The sequence below is a fragment of the Leifsonia sp. NCR5 genome (assembly GCF_002105485.1).
GTDB lineage: Bacteria > Actinomycetota > Actinomycetes > Actinomycetales > Microbacteriaceae > Leifsonia.
Genome location: NZ_NCSR01000013.1, coordinates 13,563 through 32,281 on the forward strand (window position 1 = coordinate 13,563; position 18,719 = coordinate 32,281).

The 18,719-nt window shown below is 67.1% G+C and carries 19 protein-coding genes; 10 read left to right on the forward strand and 9 right to left on the reverse strand.

The window, feature by feature from the left end; translation table 11 throughout:
* Positions 1-23: 23 nt before the first annotated feature.
* Both B7438_RS12045 and B7438_RS12050 read left to right on the forward strand, forming a co-directional pair.
* Positions 24-725, forward strand: coding sequence for a hypothetical protein (locus B7438_RS12045; protein WP_143465857.1), 702 nt, complete (start codon positions 24-26; stop codon positions 723-725).
* A complete protein-coding gene (locus tag B7438_RS12050; protein ID WP_085369844.1) occupies positions 726-1,016 on the forward strand; it encodes a hypothetical protein in 291 nt (96 codons plus the stop codon).
* A gap of 53 nt (positions 1,017-1,069) precedes the next feature.
* Here the strand turns inward: B7438_RS12050 and B7438_RS12055 are convergent, their stop codons facing one another.
* Positions 1,070-1,837: an SDR family oxidoreductase gene (locus B7438_RS12055; protein ID WP_085369845.1), complete on the reverse strand. Its 768-nt coding sequence runs from the start codon at positions 1,835-1,837 to the stop codon at positions 1,070-1,072.
* A gap of 91 nt (positions 1,838-1,928) precedes the next feature.
* Between B7438_RS12055 and B7438_RS12060 the strand changes: the two genes are divergently transcribed.
* Positions 1,929-2,621, forward strand: a complete 693-nt coding sequence (locus tag B7438_RS12060) for a hypothetical protein (protein ID WP_085369846.1) — start codon at positions 1,929-1,931, stop codon at positions 2,619-2,621.
* A gap of 18 nt (positions 2,622-2,639) precedes the next feature.
* On the opposite strand, the gene B7438_RS12065 is transcribed toward B7438_RS12060, so the two are convergent.
* The 3 genes from B7438_RS12065 to B7438_RS12075 all read right to left on the reverse strand — a co-directional run bounded on the left by B7438_RS12065 (position 2,640) and on the right by B7438_RS12075 (position 6,488).
* The gene (locus B7438_RS12065) at positions 2,640-3,881 is read right to left on the reverse strand and encodes an AI-2E family transporter (protein WP_085369847.1); all 1,242 of its coding nucleotides are present in this window, start codon (positions 3,879-3,881) and stop codon (positions 2,640-2,642) included.
* A gap of 95 nt (positions 3,882-3,976) precedes the next feature.
* Positions 3,977-4,996 (reverse strand): nucleoside hydrolase, encoded by a 1,020-nt coding sequence (locus B7438_RS12070; RefSeq protein ID WP_085369848.1) that lies wholly within the window; start codon positions 4,994-4,996, stop codon positions 3,977-3,979.
* Positions 4,997-5,066: 70 nt separating this feature from the next.
* Positions 5,067-6,488, reverse strand: a complete 1,422-nt coding sequence (locus B7438_RS12075; RefSeq protein ID WP_085369849.1) for an MFS transporter — start codon at positions 6,486-6,488, stop codon at positions 5,067-5,069.
* 147 nt (positions 6,489-6,635) lie between these two features.
* On the opposite strand from B7438_RS12075, the gene B7438_RS12080 reads away from it, so the two are divergent.
* Positions 6,636-7,424 (forward strand): GntR family transcriptional regulator, encoded by a 789-nt coding sequence (locus tag B7438_RS12080; protein ID WP_256922002.1) that lies wholly within the window; start codon positions 6,636-6,638, stop codon positions 7,422-7,424.
* A 70-nt stretch (positions 7,425-7,494) separates the two neighbouring features.
* Positions 7,495-8,322: a PfkB family carbohydrate kinase gene (locus B7438_RS12085; RefSeq protein WP_085369850.1), complete on the forward strand. Its 828-nt coding sequence runs from the start codon at positions 7,495-7,497 to the stop codon at positions 8,320-8,322.
* Positions 8,323-8,352: 30 nt separating this feature from the next.
* Here the strand turns inward: B7438_RS12085 and B7438_RS12090 are convergent, their stop codons facing one another.
* From B7438_RS12090 to B7438_RS12100, 3 genes are read right to left on the reverse strand one after another with little or no spacing between them, the layout of a single operon-like run.
* Positions 8,353-10,266 (reverse strand): potassium transporter Kup, encoded by a 1,914-nt coding sequence (locus tag B7438_RS12090; protein ID WP_085369851.1) that lies wholly within the window; start codon positions 10,264-10,266, stop codon positions 8,353-8,355.
* Between the two features lie 49 nt (positions 10,267-10,315).
* Positions 10,316-10,732, reverse strand: coding sequence for a hypothetical protein (locus B7438_RS12095; protein ID WP_085369852.1), 417 nt, complete (start codon positions 10,730-10,732; stop codon positions 10,316-10,318).
* A complete protein-coding gene (locus B7438_RS12100; protein ID WP_085369853.1) occupies positions 10,729-11,616 on the reverse strand; it encodes an RNA polymerase sigma-70 factor in 888 nt (295 codons plus the stop codon). Before B7438_RS12100 ends, B7438_RS12095 begins: the two co-directional genes overlap by 4 nt.
* Positions 11,617-11,784: 168 nt before the next feature.
* On the opposite strand from B7438_RS12100, the gene B7438_RS12105 reads away from it, so the two are divergent.
* The gene (locus B7438_RS12105) at positions 11,785-12,876 is read left to right on the forward strand and encodes a hypothetical protein (protein ID WP_085369854.1); all 1,092 of its coding nucleotides are present in this window, start codon (positions 11,785-11,787) and stop codon (positions 12,874-12,876) included.
* Positions 12,877-12,889: 13 nt separating this feature from the next.
* On the opposite strand, the gene B7438_RS12110 is transcribed toward B7438_RS12105, so the two are convergent.
* On the reverse strand, positions 12,890-13,786 hold the full coding sequence (locus B7438_RS12110) for a hypothetical protein (protein WP_179150802.1): 897 nt from the start codon (positions 13,784-13,786) through the stop codon (positions 12,890-12,892).
* 184 nt (positions 13,787-13,970) lie between these two features.
* Between B7438_RS12110 and B7438_RS20285 the strand changes: the two genes are divergently transcribed.
* The 3 genes from B7438_RS20285 (at position 13,971) to B7438_RS20290 (ending at position 15,580) form a co-directional block, all read left to right on the forward strand.
* Positions 13,971-14,246, forward strand: a complete 276-nt coding sequence (locus tag B7438_RS20285) for a hypothetical protein (RefSeq protein WP_143465859.1) — start codon at positions 13,971-13,973, stop codon at positions 14,244-14,246.
* A 66-nt stretch (positions 14,247-14,312) separates the two neighbouring features.
* The gene (locus B7438_RS12115) at positions 14,313-15,068 is read left to right on the forward strand and encodes a toll/interleukin-1 receptor domain-containing protein (protein WP_085369856.1); all 756 of its coding nucleotides are present in this window, start codon (positions 14,313-14,315) and stop codon (positions 15,066-15,068) included.
* Between the two features lie 14 nt (positions 15,069-15,082).
* On the forward strand, positions 15,083-15,580 hold the full coding sequence (locus tag B7438_RS20290; RefSeq protein WP_143465861.1) for a hypothetical protein: 498 nt from the start codon (positions 15,083-15,085) through the stop codon (positions 15,578-15,580).
* Positions 15,581-15,735: 155 nt separating this feature from the next.
* On the opposite strand, the gene B7438_RS12125 is transcribed toward B7438_RS20290, so the two are convergent.
* Positions 15,736-16,698, reverse strand: a complete 963-nt coding sequence (locus B7438_RS12125) for a hypothetical protein (RefSeq protein WP_143465863.1) — start codon at positions 16,696-16,698, stop codon at positions 15,736-15,738.
* A 145-nt stretch (positions 16,699-16,843) separates the two neighbouring features.
* Here B7438_RS12125 and B7438_RS12130 point away from each other — a divergent pair, with 145 nt between their 5' ends.
* Positions 16,844-18,400, forward strand: coding sequence for a DUF4041 domain-containing protein (locus tag B7438_RS12130; RefSeq protein WP_085369859.1), 1,557 nt, complete (start codon positions 16,844-16,846; stop codon positions 18,398-18,400).
* The last annotated feature ends 319 nt before the right edge of the window (positions 18,401-18,719 follow it).

An 18,719-nucleotide genomic window follows, 5' to 3' on the forward strand; every position in this document is an offset into this window, starting at 1 on the left:
GTTCTGAATATTAGATTCAGAACATGACATGCATGCACCCTTTGGCGCATGCAGACGAGAAGAACGGAACCATGCCAATGAAGTCTCTCCGTAATCGAAATGCGGCCCGTTTCCTCATCGGAACGGCGGCCGTCGCTCTCTGCTCACTCGGCGGAGTTCCGGCAGCCAATGCCGAGACGCCGGTCGCCAGCGACACTGCGTTCGAGGCACTCGTCTCGGGCATGAAGGTCGACGACACCACTCACGACGCGCTAATTGAGAGATTCGACGATCTGACGGCGTCCGAGCAGGCACGCTTTCTCCACGCGGCAGCTACAGACCCGCTCTCCGTCCTCGAATTCGACGAAGGCGCCGAGCCGTCGATCGCCTCCGACACCGAGGGAGGACGCAGCCGCGCCGCATCGAGCCGTTACACCGCCACGTATCCCGTCAACGCAAGCATGTTCGGGATCACGACGGGCACGTTCAACCTTCGCTACGTGTTTGAAGCCACCCCCACGACGGTCACCCGGAACCTCGAGTGCACAGGATGGTTCTCCGGCGCGGGCGGTGTGTGGAGCGTCAACTCAACCGCGAACCACTACGTGTCCGGCGGTAGCGGGACCTGCTCGGTCATGCATCGAATGTCGTTCCTCTACCAAGGTTCGGCCTGGTCTGCGAACAAGCAGCACCAGGTGACCTACAGGGGCATCAACCTTGTGAGCGGTTGGCTGAAGAACGTCTAGATGCGCGCCATCGCCGTGTCTCTCAAGGGTCTCCAGGAGCGGTGGCTGCTCGCCGCCGCCGTGGTCACGAGCGCGGCAATGCTGGTCGCGCCGGCGGCGATACCGATCGGGATCGCCCTCATCGTGTGGACAGCGATTGTGCTCGGGAGAAAGCGGGCTGCACGCCCGGCTCTGCTGATAACGGCCACCGTGGTACTCAGCATGACGATTGGCGGGATCGCCTTGGTCGGTATTGCAGCATCTCTGGCCACATCGACAGATGGGGGATCCGTGACTCTGATCGAGGGGTGATGCGGTGCCCCCGCCCGCCAAGACGCGGGCGGGGGCACCGCCGTCCACGACGCTCAGTTCCCCCCTGCAGCGCCCAGCCACTCCTCGAAGCGGGTCGGCCCGATCCGCAGCGCGGTGATGGCCGGGTCGTTCCCCGGCACCAGGGACGTGTCGCTGACCACGCCGCCGTAGTACCCCGCATCCGGGTCGGCCACCACGGTGCGGGTGTCGCCGCGCGCTTCGAGCACGCGGCGGCCGAGGTCGGCGAGGCGGAGCTGTTCCGGTCCGGCGAGTTCGGCGATGCCGTTGGTCGGCGGCTGGGTGGCGATGTCGGCGAGCGCCGCGGACACGTCGGCGGCGGCGATGGGCTGCATCATCACGGGCGAGAGCCGGATGGTGTCCCCGTCCGCCGCGCCTTCCGCGAGCCGCGGGATGAACTCGAAGAACTGGGTGGCGCGCACGATGCTGTACGGCACACCGCTGGCCGTGACGATGTTCTCCTGCGCGACCTTGGCTCGCATGTAGCCGATGTCGTGCATCCGGTCGGCGCCGACGATGGACAGCACGATGTGGTGCCCGACCCCCGCCGCCTTCTGCGCTTCGACCAGGTTGGTGGTGGACCGCTGGAAGAAGTCGAGCACGTCGTCGTCGGCGAACGACGGCGAGTTGGGGATGTCGAGGACGACGTCCGCTCCGGCGAGCGCGTCGGAGAGCCCCTCGCCGGTGACACTGTTCACTCCCGTCGACGGCGACGCGGCGACCACGTCGTGCCCCGCCTGCCGCAGCAGGTCGACGAGCGGCCCTCCGATGAGTCCTGTACCGCCGATGACCACGATCTTCATGGCATTCCTTTCGCTGGATGGTTTCACCAGCTCTGACCGGGCAGCGGGAACCGTTGTGACAGTTCCGCGCGATCGGGAGCACAATGGATGCATGTCGGCCCACGCGGCCCCCACCCCCGATGGCGCGGAGGAGATCCCCCCAGCGGTGCGAGCGCAACTGCTCGCCACCGAGCACTGGAGTCTGCTCGCCTCCCGCAGCACCACGCAGGCGGAAGTGCTCACCCGCATCAGCATCTTCCTCACGCTCACCTCGGCGGGGCTGGTGAGTCTCGCCCTCGCCGGGCAGGCGATGCACTTCGACGGGATGTTCCCCCTCCTGGCCATGATCGTCCTCGCCATCGTGCTCGCCATCGGCGTCCTCACCCAGATCCGGGTGTTCAACGTCGGCTTCGAGGACCTCGGCCACGTGCTCGCGATGAACCGGCTGCGGGCGGCGTACGCGGAGCTCGACCCCGGTATCCGGCCGTACCTGATGACGTCGGCGTTCGACGACCGCGCGGGGAGCCAGCACACCTACGTGATCTTCGGGCGGCGCTCTGGACCCGGCCATTTCGCCGGGAGCAGCATGATGCTGATCTCGGTGGTGAACGCCGTGCTGGTCGGCATCCTCGTCGCCGGGATCGCGGCGGCCCTGTCCGTCGCGCCGACGATCGCGCTCGTGCTGGGGCTGGTCGGCGGGGCGCTCTATCTGGCCGTGATCCTGGTGATCTCGGACAGGCGCTACCTGCGCAACTGGGACGAATACCAGCCGCGGTTCCCTTCGCCGGATGCGCCGCAGCCGTAGCGGACGCAACGCGCCGCGTCAGGCGGGCGGCTCCTCCGCATCCGGGACGCCCCCTGCGCGCTTGGCGTCCTTCCTGTCCTTCGCCTCCGCGCGCATGATCGCGCGGGTCTCGCTCAGGTCGCCGATGGCCGCGCGCCAGACGCGGGCGCGCGGGTCGGCGTCGACGAGCACCGCGCGGACCAGCAGCGTCAGGGGGACTGCCAGGATCGCGCCGATCGCTCCGAGCACCAACGCCCAGAACAGCACGGAGAAGAAGGTGAGCGTCTGGCTCAGCGCCACAGCGTTGCCGACCACCTTCGGCTGCACGACCGACTGCACGACGGCGTTGATGAGCCCGTAGATCACGATGATCGCGATCACCGTCTCCCACCCGCCGGTGAGGTAGCCGAACACCAGCGGAGGCACGATGGCGATGAAGTAGCCGACGTTCGGGATGAAGCTGCACAGGAACGCGAGGATCGCCCAGAGCAGCGCGGCGGGCACGCCGAGCAGCCACAGCGCCAGACCGTTGATGACGCCCTGCACGATGCCGAGCCCCGTGGTGACGACCATGTACCGCCGCACGTTCGTGGCGAACGCCGACATCGCGTACACGAGGTTCGGCTTTGTCGGTTTCAGCTGCCGCAACAGCGTCGGCGTGTACGCGGCGTCCGCCGGCATCAGGATGAGCATGGTCAGCACGATCACGCCGAACGACAGCAACCCGAACGCGCCGCCGAGCAGACTGGTGAAGAAGTTGAGGAACTTCGACGGGTCGAAGCCGCCGGTGACCGCTTTCACGTCCTCGGGCCCGATCCCGATGCTGTTCAGCCACGCCCCGACCTGCGCGCCGAACGCCTGCAGCTCCGCCTGATACTGGGGCAGCATCCCGACGAAGTCCGCCATCGCGAAGATCAGCAGCCCGGCGAACGCTGCCAGCAGCGCGAAGGTGGTCAGCGCGACCGCACCCGTCGCGATGCCGGCCGGGGTGCCGTGCCTGGTCAGCCACACCCGCACCGGCTGCGCGCAGATCGTGAGCACGAGCGCGAGCAGGGCGGGGGCGAGGATGCTGCCGATCGCGTGCATCCCGAACGCGGCGACCACGGCGCTGGCGAAACCGAGCAGGATGCGCACCCCGCGGCCACCGGCCTGACCGGTCGCGCCTGCCCCGGCGTCTGCGTCCGCATCGGCGGGCGGTGGCGTCTGCTGCCGCGCGGCTCGGCGGCGGAACGGCCACCACCGCCGCCGCTTGCCGTCCGCCTGCTGGGAATGATCCGTCACGCGGCGCCTCCCTGCTGCCCGCTCGCGCTGTTTCAGCGCTTGCTGCGAGGGTATTGCGATCGCCGCCCGGCGTCTAGCGGGAGTTCTGCTCCCCGCTACCCGGCGAGCGTCGGGTCCGCGACGCCGACCCGGGATGCGGTGAGCCGTTCCACCAGGTGCGCGTCCAGCTGCCGGTCGGTGCCGAGTACGACGCGCACGTGCGCGCCCGGCTGGTCGACGGGGCCGAGGCGCTGTCCGCGGAGGTCGCAGATGGTCTGGCCGCGGCCTGGACCGCTGGTCGCATCCACCACCACGTCCACCAGAGGAGCGTTGGTGGCGACGATGCCGCCGACCGCGATGGCGGCGGCGAGCGGATCGTGCAGGGCGCTGCTGCGGCGGCCGTAGAGCTCGACGTAGAACTCGAAATAGAAGTCGAGCATCTCGCCGATCGCGCGGGCGAGCGGCACGCCGGAGGCGAGGAGCTGCTGGCGGTGCGACTCCTCCAGCGTGTTCTCGACGGTGACGTCGAGCGGCACGAGCACCACCGGCCACGGAGCGGCGAGCAGTTCGGCCGCCGCCTCCGGGTCGTTCCAGATGTTGGCCTCCGCCACCGGGGTGACGTTCCCGGAGGCGTACGCTGCGCCTCCCATCGCCGTCACCTCGGCGATCCGCGACGGCAGGCTGGGGTCGATGCGCAGGGCGAGCGCGATGTTGGTGGTCGGTCCGACCGTGATCACCTCGAGGGCGCCGGCGTACTCGTGCGAGAGGCGGAGGAGCAGCTGGGCGGCGTTCTCGTCGATCGCCGTGAGGCCGGACTCCGGCAACTCGACATCGCCGATGCCGTTCGCGCCGTGCACGTGCGGCGCGCCGCCGTTGAACGCCCGGTTCAGGGCGTCGTGCGCTCCGACGGCCACCGGGATGTCGTGCCGGCCGGCGAGCGCCAGGATGCGCAGCGTGTTCTCCGCCGCCTGCGCTGCGCTCACGTTGCCGCTGACCGTGCCGATGCCGACGAGGTCGATCTCGGGCGACGCGAGCAGGTATGCGAGGGCGAGCGAGTCGTCGATGCCGGTGTCGCAGTCGAAGTAGACGGGGCGGCGCCCGGCGTCGGAGGAGGGGGAAGGGGCGGTGGATGTCATGCGTGGTGCTCCGTGTTTCTGGTCGTGATGCGGGGCATCCGGTGGCCGGATGCCCCGCCGGGGTGGTGCGTCAGATCTGCTGGCCTGCTCGCGGCGCGATGAACAGGCTAGCGATGAGGGCGAGGACGGTGATGCCGACCGAGATCCAGAGCGCGATGCCGTAGCCGGCGAGCGTGCCCTGGGCGACGAACGGCGCGACGATCCCGATGCCGAGGCTGGCGCCGATGCCGAACCCCGCACCGTTCAGACCGGGCAGTGCCGCCGGCGCGTCCGGCGGCGAGAGCAGCACGCCCAGGCCGTTCATCGTGGTGAGCACCAGACCGTTGTATGTGAGGCCGAGCAGCGCGATCATCGCGATGACGACGCCCTGGTTCTGCGGAAGGAGACTGATGACGACGAGCGCGGCGATGCAGAGCACCATCCCGATCCTCAGGATGCGGATCCAGCCCAGCCGACCGGCCAGCCAGCCGGACAGCGGCGCGGCGAACACGCCGATCAGCGCCGGCGGCGCGAGGAAGAGCAGGGCGGAGGTCGCCGCGTCGAGCCCGAAGCCCACCTTCGAGTCCTGGCTGAGCAGCACCACCGTGAAGTTGATCACCGCGAACACGCCGGACAGGGTCAGGATGGTCGTGGCGATCACGGGCCAGACCTGCCGCGAGCGCAGGTGCTCGACGGCGATCAGCGGGGTGCTTCGGGTCTTCTCGACGAACCAGAAGGCGACAAGCGACGCGATCGTCCCGGCCAGGTAGACCAGGGTGATCGGTGCGGTCCAGCCGGCGGACGACCCCTGCGAGACGAAGAACGTGACGCAGATCAGTGCGATCGAGAGCACGGCGGCGCCCCACCAGTCCATCCGGCCGGCGGAGACCGGCTTGGATGTCTTCGGGACGACGATGAGCACGCAGACGAGGGCGACGAGGCCGACCAGGAAGATCACCACGAAGATCGAGCGGAAGCTGAAGGTGTCCGCCAGCAGACCGCCGAAGTAGCCGTCCACCCCGCCGACGCCGCCGTTGACCGCCGTGATGATCCCGAGCGTCGTGCCGAACACCTTCGCGCTCATCCGTTCGCTCAGGATCACGTACGACAGCTGGAACGCCGCGCTCGACGCCCCCTGCAGAGCACGCCCGATGAGCAGCACGGGCAGGCTCGGCGCGAACATGCAGAGCAGCGTCCCGGCCGCCAGCACCACCAGCACGAGCAGCAGGGCCTGCTTGCGGCCGATGAAGTCGCTCCACCGCGACAGCACGACGCCCCCGATCGCACCGGCGAGGAAGAACAGCGAAGACACCTGCGAGACGGCGCCGACGTCCTCGTGCAGGTCGCGGGCGATGTCGGGCAGCGCCGGGGTGATCATGCTGGCGTTGAGCTGGAACGAGAGCACGCCGAGGATCAGGGTGGCGACGAGCGCGACCGCCTTGCCGCCGCGCAACGGCGGCGACGTGGGGTGGGCAGCTGCCGTAGCGGCGCTGTCGAGCGTGGGGGAACTCACGGGCGACTCCTTTGTCTGGGTTCTGGGTTGGGGTTCATGACCGCACGGGATGCGGTGGGTACGATGTTATACCTCTCTGGTACGACATGTGCACACAATTCTTTTTCGTGGTTGAATTGGGGCACCCCGAGCGAAGGAGCGCACGCGATGACCATGACCGTTGACCAGTTCCTGGAACGCGATCTCACCGCCACGGTCGGTCAACCGCTGCGCGTCGCCGTGTACTCGCGCATCGCGGAGGGCATCCGCGGTCACGTCTTCCCGCTCGGGTCCGCCCTCCCCCGCGAGACCGAGCTCGGCGCATCCCTCGGCGTCAGTCGCACCGTCGTGCGCGAGGCGCTGATGCTCTTGGAAGAGGACGGGCTGATCGTCACGAAGCGCGGCGTCGGCCGCTTCGTCGCCACGAGCATCCCGAGGGTCGGCCTGGAGGAGCTGCGGCCGTTCGAGCAGGCGCTCTCCGACGGCGACCGCGCCCTCACGGTGCGGCCGGTGGAGTTCACCATGCAGCCCACCACCGACTTCATCTCCAACAAGCTGGCACTCGACCTCGCGGCGAACACCTGGTTCCGCGAGAGCGTGATCGAGCAGGATGGCGAGCCGATCGCCATCGTGCAGGAGCACTTCCCCGCCGGACGGTATCTGAGCGATGTCAGCCCAGCCATCGCCGAGCACCTGGAAGCCGCGGCCGAGGCGAAGGCGACCCTCCTCGCCGGGCTGATCGAGCGCGTCGGGCCGGTGTTCGGCTCCGGCGTCTGCCAGATCGCGGTCAACGTGGCCGGCGCATCCCGTGCCAAGCTCCTCGACCTGGGCGCCAACGATCCCGTGCTCATCCTCACGCAGACCGCCGAGCTCGACGGAACACCGATCTACCTCGCCAAGTGCATCGTGTCGACGCGCGTCGGCCACCTCTCCATCGTGCAGGCGTCCCAGTCCTGACCGGCGGATCCGCACACCGGCTCCGTCGTTTCCTCCCCCGCCCGTCCTCGTAGCAGAGAGAACCTTCAGCGTGCAGAAACTCACCGTCGTCGGCAGCGTCAACGTCGACCTCACGGCCATCGTCGACCGCCTTCCCGAGCCGGGCGAGACCATCGGAGGCGGCCGCCTGCGCCGCGACGCCGGAGGCAAAGGCGCCAACCAGGCGGCAGCGGCCGCACGCCTCGGCGCCCAGGTGCGCATGGTCGGTGCGGTGGGCGACGACGCCGACGGCCAGTGGATGCGCTCAGCGCTCACCGACGCGGGCGTCGACACCGCGCACGTCGCCGCCGTGAGCGAGGCGACGGGCACGGCGCTGATCGTGGTGGACGCCGACGGCGAGAACCAGATAGCGGTGTGCGAGGGCGCCAACGCGCTCGTCGACATCGACGGCGTCGAATTCGGGGCGGACGAGACGGTGCTCGCCCAGCTGGAGATCTCGATGGAACTGGTGACGCGCCTGGCCGAGACGGTCCCCGGCTACCTGGCTCTCAACGCCGCACCGGCGCAGCCGCTCCCCCGCACTGTGCTCGACCGCGTCGACCTGTTCATCGTCAACGAGACCGAGTACGCCCTGATGCCCGAGCTCCGCGACGCCCCGCTCGTCGCCGTGACGTACGGCGCGAAGGGCGCGGCCCTGCTGGAACGCGGCGAGACGGTCGCCTCCGTTCCCGCCGTCGCGACGACGCCGGTGAACACGGTCGGAGCGGGCGACGCGTTCTGCGCGGCACTGACCATCGCCCTGCGCGAGGGCTTCAGCCCCGCCGACGCCCTCAGCACGGCGTGTGCCGTGGGAGCGGCCGCGGTCGCGGATCCCGCGTCGCAGCCCGCTCTGCAGGCGCTGGCGGCGTACGTCCCCTGAAGCTCGGTCCCGCATCCGGAGCGGTCGGCGTCAGATCTCGACGTCACTGCCCATCGTCACCGTGCGCAACGCCGGGAGCCCGAACCGCGCGGCGGGGTCGGCGGCGTTGTGCGCGAGCGCGACGAACAGCGACCGGCGCCAGCGCACCATGCTGCTCTTCTTGGTGGTGCGGATCGCCCCGCGGGAGATGAAGTACGAGGCTTCCTTGAAGTCTCTGGCGTCGAGCGGGAGCACGCCTGCGTAACAGGCGGCACGGAGCGCGCGCGGGATGTCCGGCTTGTCCGAGAAGCCGAACCGGATCGTCAGGTGCTCGATGCCGTCGTCCGTGTATCCGAGCTCGTCGTAGGTGAACGCCTCCAGCGGCGGGACGTGCGGCACGGACGCCGTGCTCATCGAGACGATGATGACGGACTCGTGCAGCACGTGGTTGTGTTCGACGTTCGCGCGGAGGGCGAGCGGCGTGCTGTCCTTGTTCGGGTGCGGGAAGACCGCGATGCCGGGGACGCGCGGGAGGTTCTTCGCGCGGATGTCCTCGATGAACTGCTGGAGCGACCCCTCCTTCTTCTTCCTGTCCTCCTGCACCAGCAGCCGGCCGCGGCGCCAGGTCGTCATCACCAGGATGACCGCGCCGGCGATGAGGAGCGGCACCCAGCCGCCGTTGACGATCTTCGAAAGGTTGCCGGCGAGGAACGCCAGTTCGAGCCCGCCGAACACGATGGCGGCCGCCGCCATCTTCCACGGCCCCCAGCCCCACAGCGGCCGGGCGACCAGCACGAGCAGCAGCGTGTCGACGACGAGGGCGCCGGTGACCGAGATCCCGTATGCGGTGGACAGCCGGTCGGACGACCCGAACGCGAGCATCACCGCCAGCACCCCGATCAGCAGCAGGGCGTTGATGGCGGGCAGGTAGACCTGGCCGCCCTCGCGCCGGGAGGTCTGCCGCACAGTGAGCGGCGGAAGCAGCCCGAGCTGCACGGCCTGCCGGGACAGCGAGAACGCCCCGGAGATGACGGCCTGGCTGGCGATCACGGTCGCGGCGGTCGCGAGGATGACCACCGGCAGCCTCCCCCAATCCGGGATCAGCAGGAAGAACGGGTTGGCCTTCGCCGCCGGATCGTGCAGCACCAGCGCGGCCTGCCCGAGGTAATTGATGGTGAGCGCGGGGAAGACCAGGAAGAACCAGGCCCTCCGGATCGGCGAGCGCCCGAAGTGGCCCATGTCGGCGTAGAGCGCCTCGGCGCCGGTGATCACGAGGACCACGGCACCGAGCGCGATGAACGAGATCGCAGGGTGGGAGAAGATGAAGACCACCGCGTAGCTGGGCGACAGGCCGAGCAGCACCGACGGGAACTGGATCACCATGCCGAGGCCGGCCGCGGCGAGCACCACGAACCACAGCACCATGATCGGGCCGAACAGCACGCCGACCCTTCCGGTGCCGTAGCGCTGCACGAGGAACAGCCCGACCAGGATCACCGCGGCGATCGGGATGACCAGATGCGAGATCGCCGGCACCGTGACGTGCAGACCTTCGACGGCGGAGAGGACGCTGATCGCGGGGGTGATGATCGAGTCTCCGTAGAACAGCGAGACCCCCACGATGCCGATCACGAGCAGGATGCCCGCCTTGCCTGCGCGCTTCGCATACAGTCGCTGCGCCAGCGCGGCCAGGGCCATCACTCCGCCCTCGCCGTCGTTGTCTGCGCGCATCAGGATGCCGAGATACTTGATCGACACGATGATGGTGATGCTCCAGAACATCAGCGAGATGACGCCGAACACGTCGCCCTCGTTGGCGCGCACGGCCCCGTCGTCGAGCAGGAAGACCGTCTTCAGGGCGTAGAGCGGGCTCGTCCCGATATCACCGAACACGACCCCCAGCGCTGCCACCGCGACGACCATCAGCGACCCGCGGCGGCCACCAGGATGACGGTGAGGCTGCATTGTCGCCACGTTACCCCTCCGCAGGCGCGTGCGGAGGAATCGGCCATGCTCAGTTCCAGTGCCGCAGCTTGTCCGGGTTGAGCACGACCCAGATCCGGTGCACGACCCGCCGGTGGACGGCGACGCTGACGATCCCGATCACCCGGTCGCCTGCGTCGCGCAGGGCGAGCCCGGCCGAGCCGTTGATGGAGTGGACGGTCGTGGTCGCCACTCCGCGCGCATCCAGGATCAGCGCGAGGGCGTGCAGAGCGTGGGTGCGCCCGCAGGCCGACTCCGGCGCGGCGACCCTGCCGCCCGTGTCGACGATCAGGTGGGCGTCCTCGTGCAGCAGCGGGGCCAGCCCGGCGACCTCGCCGGACGTGCACGCATCCTGGATCGCCAGGATCGCGCCGATCGACCGGGCGTACACTCGCGCCGCCGACCGGGTGGGGACGTGCTGCCAGGATCCGGACGGGCCGCCCGTCATGCCCCCACCGGAGCGACGTGGCGCAGCTTGTCCGGGCTCATCACCCAGAGCAGCTGCAGGATGCCATCGCGCGACGCCGTCAGGGTGAGCACGGTGGTGATCGCGCCGTCCTCGGAGACGGTCACCGCCGGCTGGCCGTTGAGCGTTGTCCAGCCGATGCGCTTGCCCGTCCAGAAGTGGCTGGAGAACGCGGAGACGAACTTCGCCACCCGCGAGCGCCCCACCACCGGGATGCGGGCGGCCTGCTTCACGCCGTTGCCGTCGGTGTAGCTGACGATGTCGGAGGCGAACAGCTGCTCGAGCTGCTCGACGTCCCCGGTGCGCGCGGCACTGAGGAACGCCTCCAGCAGTCGCCGCGACTCGCTGGCGGGAACCGTCTCGCCGCGACCGGACGCCAGATGCTTGCGGGCGCGGCTCACCAGCTGCCTGGCGTTCGCGGGCGACGAGTCGATGACCTCGGCGATGCGCTCGTACGGGTAGTCGAGCGCCTCCCGCAGCACGTATGCCGCCCGCTCGGTCGGCGACAGCGCCTCCAGGAGCAGGAGGCAGGCGAACTCGAGCGCTTCCGCGTTCTCGGCCCCGAGCGACGGGTCGGCCTCGGTGTTCACCGGCTCCGGCAGCCACGGCCCGATGTACGTCTCCCGCCGCGAGCGGGCGGACTGCAGCACGTTGATCGACAGCCGGGTGGCGATGGTGGTCAGGAACGCCCCGGGCTGGTCGACCTCGGCGGGGTCGACGGCCTGCCAGCGCAGCCAGGTGTCCTGCACGATGTCCTCGGCGTCGGACACCGACCCGAGCATCCGGTATGCGGTGCCGAAGACCCGCCGCCGCTCGCGGCTGAAGATCTCCAGCGACTCGTCGGCCGCGCGCGTTCTCCCGTTCATCCGTTCCCCGTCCCGTCTTCCGATTCTGGCCCGTCGAGCGCTCGGCGGGAACGCCAGGCACAGAACTCCTTCACCAGGGAGACCGGGGAGGGTGCCGGTCTGTGACACCGACGCGACGACATCCCCATTGATGAGTTTTTGTCAGTAGACTGTGCCGCGGACATCACGATGAGAGTCGTCAGCGCGCTGATCAAGACCGCGGCCGTCCTCGCAGTCGGGGGCGCGGGACTCGCGCTCGGCCTGGTGGCCCTCCGTTCACCGTCTGTCGACCTTGCGCGCGGCGACTACGAAGGCATCGTGGTCTGGACGAACGTTCGCGATGCGCCCGTGAAACTCAGAATCACCCTGCAGGAAGACGGACGCCTCGATCTCTACGTCGTCTCGTCGTTCCCTGAGGTGCCGAGCATCGAGGATGGCCGCTGGACCGTCACCCGACCGGAGCAACAGGCGACCATGGACGGGCCACCCGTCTCCGCCATCGCGGACGTGGTGTACCTCCAGTTCACCTGCAGTTCGCAGCTCGACCCGTCCACCGTCCGGCTCGGGTTCACGCCCAAGGCCACGGTCACATTCACCGGCGGCGGTCGTTCGTGCACGAAACCCACGCAGTCCCAGACCGCGAAGGTGGAGCTCCAGGCCGACGGGCCGCCACAGATCAACGCGGCCGGCGAGGAGTCGCGGACCTTCCTGAGCGGAGACAACCTCGCCTCCTTCTCGGCCGAACCGGTCGGTCGATGGACGGACGCGACGATCGACCAACGTGTCGCCCGCACGCCCCCGCTCCAATACGGCCAGTTCATCGACGGCTACGCACCACCCCCCGGAGCAGCCGTGCCCGGCCCGTTCTCCACCCTCGAAGCCTCCCTGGAGGGACGGACCTCCGACCTCGTCGACAAGACCATGCCGGACGAAGGCGTGGGAAACGCCCTCACTCAGTCCGTGACCTGGTCGCGGAGCTGGGCATCCACCGACCCGAAAGGCGCAGACCCCGCAACGCGCACCAGGCTCGACGCGACGATGGTGCGCTGGACCACCTCATCCGGAACCGCGTGGGTCCAGGGGCTCCTCCTCGCAGCGGGTGTCCTTCTCGGTGTCGCGACCTCACTGGCGATCGAGTTCATCCTGCCGAGCAGAACCGCAGCAAAGGCGGACCGTTCGCTCGACCAGGCGAGCGGCATCCTGGGAGACGCGAACGGAGTGATGAGGGAGGCGCGGAGCGTTCTGCGCAAGGCGCGGCGCACGCCGAAGCCGCCGGGGTGATGTCATCCCTCAGCTACCGCTCGGCTGGCGCGGCCGCGGACAGGTGCGTCGGAGGCCACGTCGCGTTGCCCAGTGTCGCGTCGGGCAAGTCAGCCGGGTACGTCCAGGGCAATGCAGCCAGCCCGTACCTGCGACCCACTTTGGGTCGCGCGATTTTCACGGACACATCCCCTGTGGTGATGTCGTACTCGACGTCGAGCCGCTTGAGGATCGACGATGCATCCTTGGACGGATCACTGACCTTTGCTTGGAACTGTGTCTTCGGCGGCGTGAACGCGCCCATGCGAAGCCTCAGGACCAGCTCGTTGAGAATCGTCTCGCGAACGGTCTTACTGATCCAGTGGGCGGAGTCATCTGACACATCTATGAACTCGGTTTGAATGACGATTTCTGCGAGGTCGCCCCTCATCAGCGGCTGGCCGAGGTGGACGTAGTACCGTTGCCACCCGTCGATCCCCGGGATCTCGACAGGCAACAACGAGTGCCCGTCGCTGAGAATCGATTGCCGCGGCTTGATGGCGCCCGTCCACTGGATGAGGTCCTGGAAGATCTCGACGTTGTCCCGCCGCGCTTGGATCGTTATGTGCGAAACCATCCGCTGACGTCGAGGATTCACTTGGTCGAATTCGCGGGTCCGTTCAAGCCGAAGCCACCGGTAGCCCAGAGGAGCGTCTCGCTTGCGGAGGATCAAGAGGGCTATGAGAGCACCGCTGAGGGCTCCGAGAACGAAAACCAGGGCGATGAGCAGCGTCTGGAGAACCCAGGTCGGCAGCCCTCGTCCCCACACCAGGAGCAGCGGAATCGCCGCAGCGCCGGTGACGATCAATGCAAGGAGGTTCCGCACCAGCGAGAGCCACGCGACCACCGACTGGAATGCCTTGCCCTCTGTCATCCGGACCTCCCCGGACATCCTTGCAGTCAAGGTGAGCATTTATCAATAAAATGCCGCAGGAGATCTGGGACGCTCGGACTCACCGCGTGGCGACATGGCCGAATCGCGGAATGGATGCGAACTATTTAGTGCGAGCAGTTCGGTTGATTCCGGATAAGGCGCCAGTCCGCCGATCTACGAGGGGCCTTTCCATCACGATTCCATGACGACAGCCCAAAAGTTCCACCTGCCATACGCATCCTGGACCGAGCATCTGGACGACTCACAGAATCGAGCCTGGGACTGCGAAAGGATGCGTGATGGAGTTGCCAACATCAGCACGCCAACCGGCAAGCTCGCGGCCGCCTGCCGACCTCCGAGCCATGCTGCCCTCGCCGGTTGGCAGTTCTATGCCGAAGAATTTGCTACCGCGACCGGCGCACCTTCGTCCGCGAACACCATCGCGACGGTGGAGAACCGCCTCGTTGACTCCCTCTGACGCCGACCCCGCCTACGCCGCCTGACGTTTGCGTCCATTGTCGTAGGCGGTAGCTATGCTTCGGTCATGGCACAGTGCACGGCTCCGATTCGAGGACACACCCGCGGCGGCGGCGCAGACTGCCCCGTCCACGGAGGGCGCTACGGCCGCTACGGCGGTGGATACCGGGACCCGTACAACCAACGTCCCTCGTACACGCCACCACCGGCTCCTGTGACCCCACCTCTGCCCAAGCGATACCCCAGCTTCAGCCGGTCGTCCAGCGGCAGCCGCGCAGGCGGAGGTCGTCGCACTAGCACGGCGAGTCGTGCGCGTCGGTCTGAGGTCACGTACTCCGTCCGCGAGTATCAGACTCTCAATCCCGTCCGTGCACAGGTCGCGCGGATAGCTGAGATCGCGACTGCACAGCGCGACCTATTCCTTTGCCATGCATGGGACGACCGCAAGGGGGCGGCGCTGGAACTGCACAACCTCCTGACCGGGCTCGATGTCTCGGTTTGGTTCAGCGAAATGGACGTGCCTTTGGGCACCTCGCTCATTCGCAAGATCGATAAGGGGTTGGCGGCGTCTCGCGCTGGAATCGTGCTGGTGACACCCGCCCTGTTCGCCAGCCTCAACAGCGACGGGATCGCCTCTCAGGAGCTGTCCGCGCTCCTCGCGACCGACCGCGTTATCCCGATCGTGCACGGCACGACCTTCGAGGAGCTTCGGAGGGTGAGCCCGCTTCTTGCAGCCCGTTCCGGCCTGACCACGTCGGACTACGCCTCGTTGGATGAGGTGGCGACGAAGATCGCGGACACGGTTCTGCTGGACGACGAATAGGGGCGCTCCAATCGATGACTGCCGCCGATTGGATCACCTCGGTTATAGCGGGCGTGGCGCTGTTTGCATCGCTTTACTCGATCTACCGGCAGCGCGCATCCGCACAGCCGAATTGGGATTTCGAGTTCAGCCGTCAGGCAGGGCAGTATCCAGGTTCAGAGTTCTGGCGTGCCGAAGTTCGTCAACTCGGCCCGGGTGACGCCGAACGCGTTTCGATTTACTCGCGCGTCAAGGATCAGGCGGGGAGCGTCTGGGAAGGCTGGGTGCCGTACCAGCCTCAGAACGGAGCCGAGCCCTTGCCCGGCCCGAAGCCGATCACGCACCCGGACGGCTTCTCGGACTGGGACTTCGGGCGCGTCATGCGCCGCGGTGAGTATGCATGGAAGGAAGACAAGATCACCAACAACGGTCACCCATATGCGGTGCAGGTGCGAGTCGATTGGGTGCAATCGCCGAATACGCACCGACAGCGGTCACTCGTGGAGACGCACGGGTTCGAGGAGTCAGGCTAGCGCGCGTAAGGCGTCGAGCTAAGGGCCTGCACGCACGCACCGGCAAGGTAGATGGCAATGCGTTCTTGCGGTGATCTCGGGCGTCGAGCCGCTGCGTCGGTCTAGCCTTCAGCGCCTGTTTCGCCGCAACTGATTCCGAAAGTAGCCATCTGGCTCTATCGGATTGGCGTCCTCGATCGGGTAATCGGTACTCCCGAGTAGCCGGCGGCATCGAGGAGATCACGCAGTCGCTCCTCGTCGCCTTCCGGGTTCCGTGGGGCCAGCTGCACCGAAAGAATAGGCAATCGGGCAATCCTGTCGACGGTGTAGCGTTCGGGATCCGGTTCATCGACCGCCGCCAAAAACACCTTATGAGATGGACCATAGTGCGAATCGCGGTCGGCTGTAAATCCGTCGATTGGGGGTCGAACGACGATAAGTCGCTTCTCTCGCTCGTCGGCAAACCCCTCGTGCTTGTAGGCGTATACAAGAGCAACGTATTGCCGGTCGAGCAGGTCGCGCATGAAGCCCTCGTTGGCGATCTGGCCCCTCTCCAACGAGCCGAAGGCGTCGAGCGCACCCTCAAGCATTCGGCGAGTCGGGTCCCACTGCTCCCAACCCCATTCGGGATCTTTGTCCCCGTAGGTAACCGAGCGCCAGAAGATCGCGGGCACATCGTCCGGCTGGAACAACGCGGGCTGCCCCTCGGATGCGAACACCTTGTACTCCACGGTCGGAGACAACTCGATCGCGTACCCGTCATTGATCCGCGCGTACGTTTGCCAGTGAAGGAGGCTGTCACCGTTCTCGCTGGCACAGACCACTAGAACCTCGCGAGCGGCCGCTCGCCGCTCGATGTCAGCTAACCACTCTTCGACCGCAGCCACCGGTGCCTCATCGATGAGAGCGGGCTTGACCAGCTCCCACAGACGGCGGAATGCCCCGATCCCGAACTGAACTTCCTGGCTATCGTTCAACCCGTCCGTCGAACACGCCCACAGTAAGCCGGTCGAAACGATGCCGTTGATACCCACGGCATTCGTGTAGTGCCACGCCGATGGATCGTGCTTACTTGGACCGATCGCCTCGGGCGCAAGCGGAGCAGTTAGCCAGACAGTGGGGTCGATGTCGCTCGGCACGGTCACACTATAGATTGCGCGTGCCGGTTGGGTCGTCCGTTGAGGTCTGATGGCAAGACTAGTTGCGTTCAGGCCACCCGGTCTGGGGCTGTTAGCGACCTTTCCCGTCTCGGTAGCCTCGTCGGGCAACCCGAGGAGCGAGTCGATGAGCGCAGCAGCTGACTGGTACGAGAACCCCGACGATCCAACCGTCCTCCGCTATTGGGATGGGTCCACCTGGACCGATCAGACTCGACCGAAGCCTTCTGCAGTGCCAGCCGGTTGGTACCCCGATACGGAACGGCCCGGGGGAAAGCGTTGGTGGGATGGTGCCATCTGGACGGACCAGCGAATGCCGGCTGACGCTGTTTCCACTCGCCGGGCTGCGAAGCCGATCGAACGACTCAGCAAGGCGGACGCCCGTGAACTAGCGAGTCAGCTGACGGCCAAGGTCGCCGAGCTTCAGGCGATTATCGAGAAACACGGGCTCCGATCCTTCGCGGACATAGACGCCTACCGGGCCGAGCAGGAGGCGGAGCTCGCGGCCGAACGAGACCGCGCCCAGGCAGCGGCCATGTCGGCCCAGTCCGCGGCGGCCTCATCGTTGGCCTCGATCAACAAGCAACTCACGGACGCCCAGCAGCAACTCGCGTGGTCACGGCAGCAGTTGGATGAGATCAACAAGGAACGTGTCGACGTCGCCGACATCGTCGCGCTGCAGGAAGTCGGACTCTTCGACTACGAGCACCCCGCGCAGTCGTCCGCCGCCCTCGCGACCGAACTCGAGAGCGTCCGGTCGCGAATCAAGAACATGGTTCGTGACAAGCGTGCCGTGACGACCACCAGCGGGTTCACGTTCAATAACTCGGCTGCGCAGGGCAAGAAGTTCATCAACGACATGACGAAGGTGTTGCTGCGGGCGTATAACGCGGAGGCAGAAAACGCGATCAAAGCGACGAAGGCCGGCAATCTCTACTCGGCCCAGACGCGGCTGACGAAGGCGGCCGAGCAGATCGCCAACGGTGGCAAGATGATCCAGCTGCGGATCACCGACGAATATCACCGGCTTCGGCTCAAGGAACTTGAACTCGCCAACTCGCACCTCATGGCGCTCCAACGGGAACGGGAACTTGACCGTGAACGTCGTGCCGAACTCCGCGAGCAGCAGAAGGCAGAGGCAGAACTTCGTCGCGAGAAGGAACGACTCGAGAAGGAGCGCGCCCACTACCTCTCAACTCTTGCCGCACTCGAAGCCAACGGCGACATCGAAGGCGCCGACCGAATCAGGATGCAACTGTCTGACGTCGACCGTGCCATCAACGACGTCGACTACCGCGCGGCCAACATCCGCGCCGGGCATGTTTACGTCATTTCAAACATTGGCGCTTTCGGCGAAAACATGGTCAAGATCGGCATGACTCGACGCCTCGAGCCGATGGACCGTGTCCACGAACTCGGAGACGCGTCCGTGCCATTCCGGTTCGATGTTCATGCCCTTTTCTTCGCAGCCGATGCCGTCGGCGTCGAGAACTTCCTTCACAAGCGCTTCGCCGAGCAACGTGTCAACAGAATCAACCTTCGCCGAGAGTTCTTCCGCGTTACCCCGGCAGAGGTGCTCGAAGCGCTCAAGGAAGAGGCCGTCGAAGTTGTGGAGTTCACGACGGAACCCGCAGCACCGGAGTACCGCGCCAGCACCGGCATCGCCGCCGCGCATTCGGCGTGAGCGAGCCAAGTGGAGGCGCGCTAGTGTGGCTCGCGGTTGCGGCCACAGCGGCCCTCGTTGGCGCTACTTGGCAATGTATCCTGGCCGCGATCTCCGGCGTGGAATCTATGGAAGCCTTTCTCGGCGATCACAATCGGCTCATCCGCGAGGAGCAACAGCGCGCGCTCGCGTCGATTCCGAGATGGCGTCTGGCGCGCCGACGTCGCGAAGCGGGACGGATTGTTGCTGAATCACAGGTTGTCCTCGCGGAGAATGAGAGGCGCCTCGGCCGCGCATATGATCGCCAAGCTGGCGCTTGGGGTTGTGTGCTCGTCGGCGC

Coding starts and splice junctions, on each gene's coding strand:
- B7438_RS12050 (WP_085369844.1), top strand. CDS start 726: ATGCGCGCCATCGCCGTGTCTCTCAAGGGTCTCCAGGAGCGGTGGCTG.
- B7438_RS12110 (WP_179150802.1), bottom strand. CDS start 13,786: ATGTCCGGGGAGGTCCGGATGACAGAGGGCAAGGCATTCCAGTCGGTG.
- B7438_RS12105 (WP_085369854.1), top strand. CDS start 11,785: ATGAGAGTCGTCAGCGCGCTGATCAAGACCGCGGCCGTCCTCGCAGTC.
- B7438_RS12045 (WP_143465857.1), top strand. CDS start 24: ATGACATGCATGCACCCTTTGGCGCATGCAGACGAGAAGAACGGAACC.
- B7438_RS12055 (WP_085369845.1), bottom strand. CDS start 1,837: ATGAAGATCGTGGTCATCGGCGGTACAGGACTCATCGGAGGGCCGCTC.
- B7438_RS12130 (WP_085369859.1), top strand. CDS start 16,844: ATGAGCGCAGCAGCTGACTGGTACGAGAACCCCGACGATCCAACCGTC.
- B7438_RS12100 (WP_085369853.1), bottom strand. CDS start 11,616: ATGAACGGGAGAACGCGCGCGGCCGACGAGTCGCTGGAGATCTTCAGC.
- B7438_RS12060 (WP_085369846.1), top strand. CDS start 1,929: ATGTCGGCCCACGCGGCCCCCACCCCCGATGGCGCGGAGGAGATCCCC.
- B7438_RS12115 (WP_085369856.1), top strand. CDS start 14,313: ATGGCACAGTGCACGGCTCCGATTCGAGGACACACCCGCGGCGGCGGC.
- B7438_RS20290 (WP_143465861.1), top strand. CDS start 15,083: ATGACTGCCGCCGATTGGATCACCTCGGTTATAGCGGGCGTGGCGCTG.
- B7438_RS12070 (WP_085369848.1), bottom strand. CDS start 4,996: ATGACATCCACCGCCCCTTCCCCCTCCTCCGACGCCGGGCGCCGCCCC.
- B7438_RS20285 (WP_143465859.1), top strand. CDS start 13,971: ATGACGACAGCCCAAAAGTTCCACCTGCCATACGCATCCTGGACCGAG.
- B7438_RS12080 (WP_256922002.1), top strand. CDS start 6,636: ATGACCATGACCGTTGACCAGTTCCTGGAACGCGATCTCACCGCCACG.
- B7438_RS12090 (WP_085369851.1), bottom strand. CDS start 10,266: ATGCAGCCTCACCGTCATCCTGGTGGCCGCCGCGGGTCGCTGATGGTC.
- B7438_RS12095 (WP_085369852.1), bottom strand. CDS start 10,732: ATGACGGGCGGCCCGTCCGGATCCTGGCAGCACGTCCCCACCCGGTCG.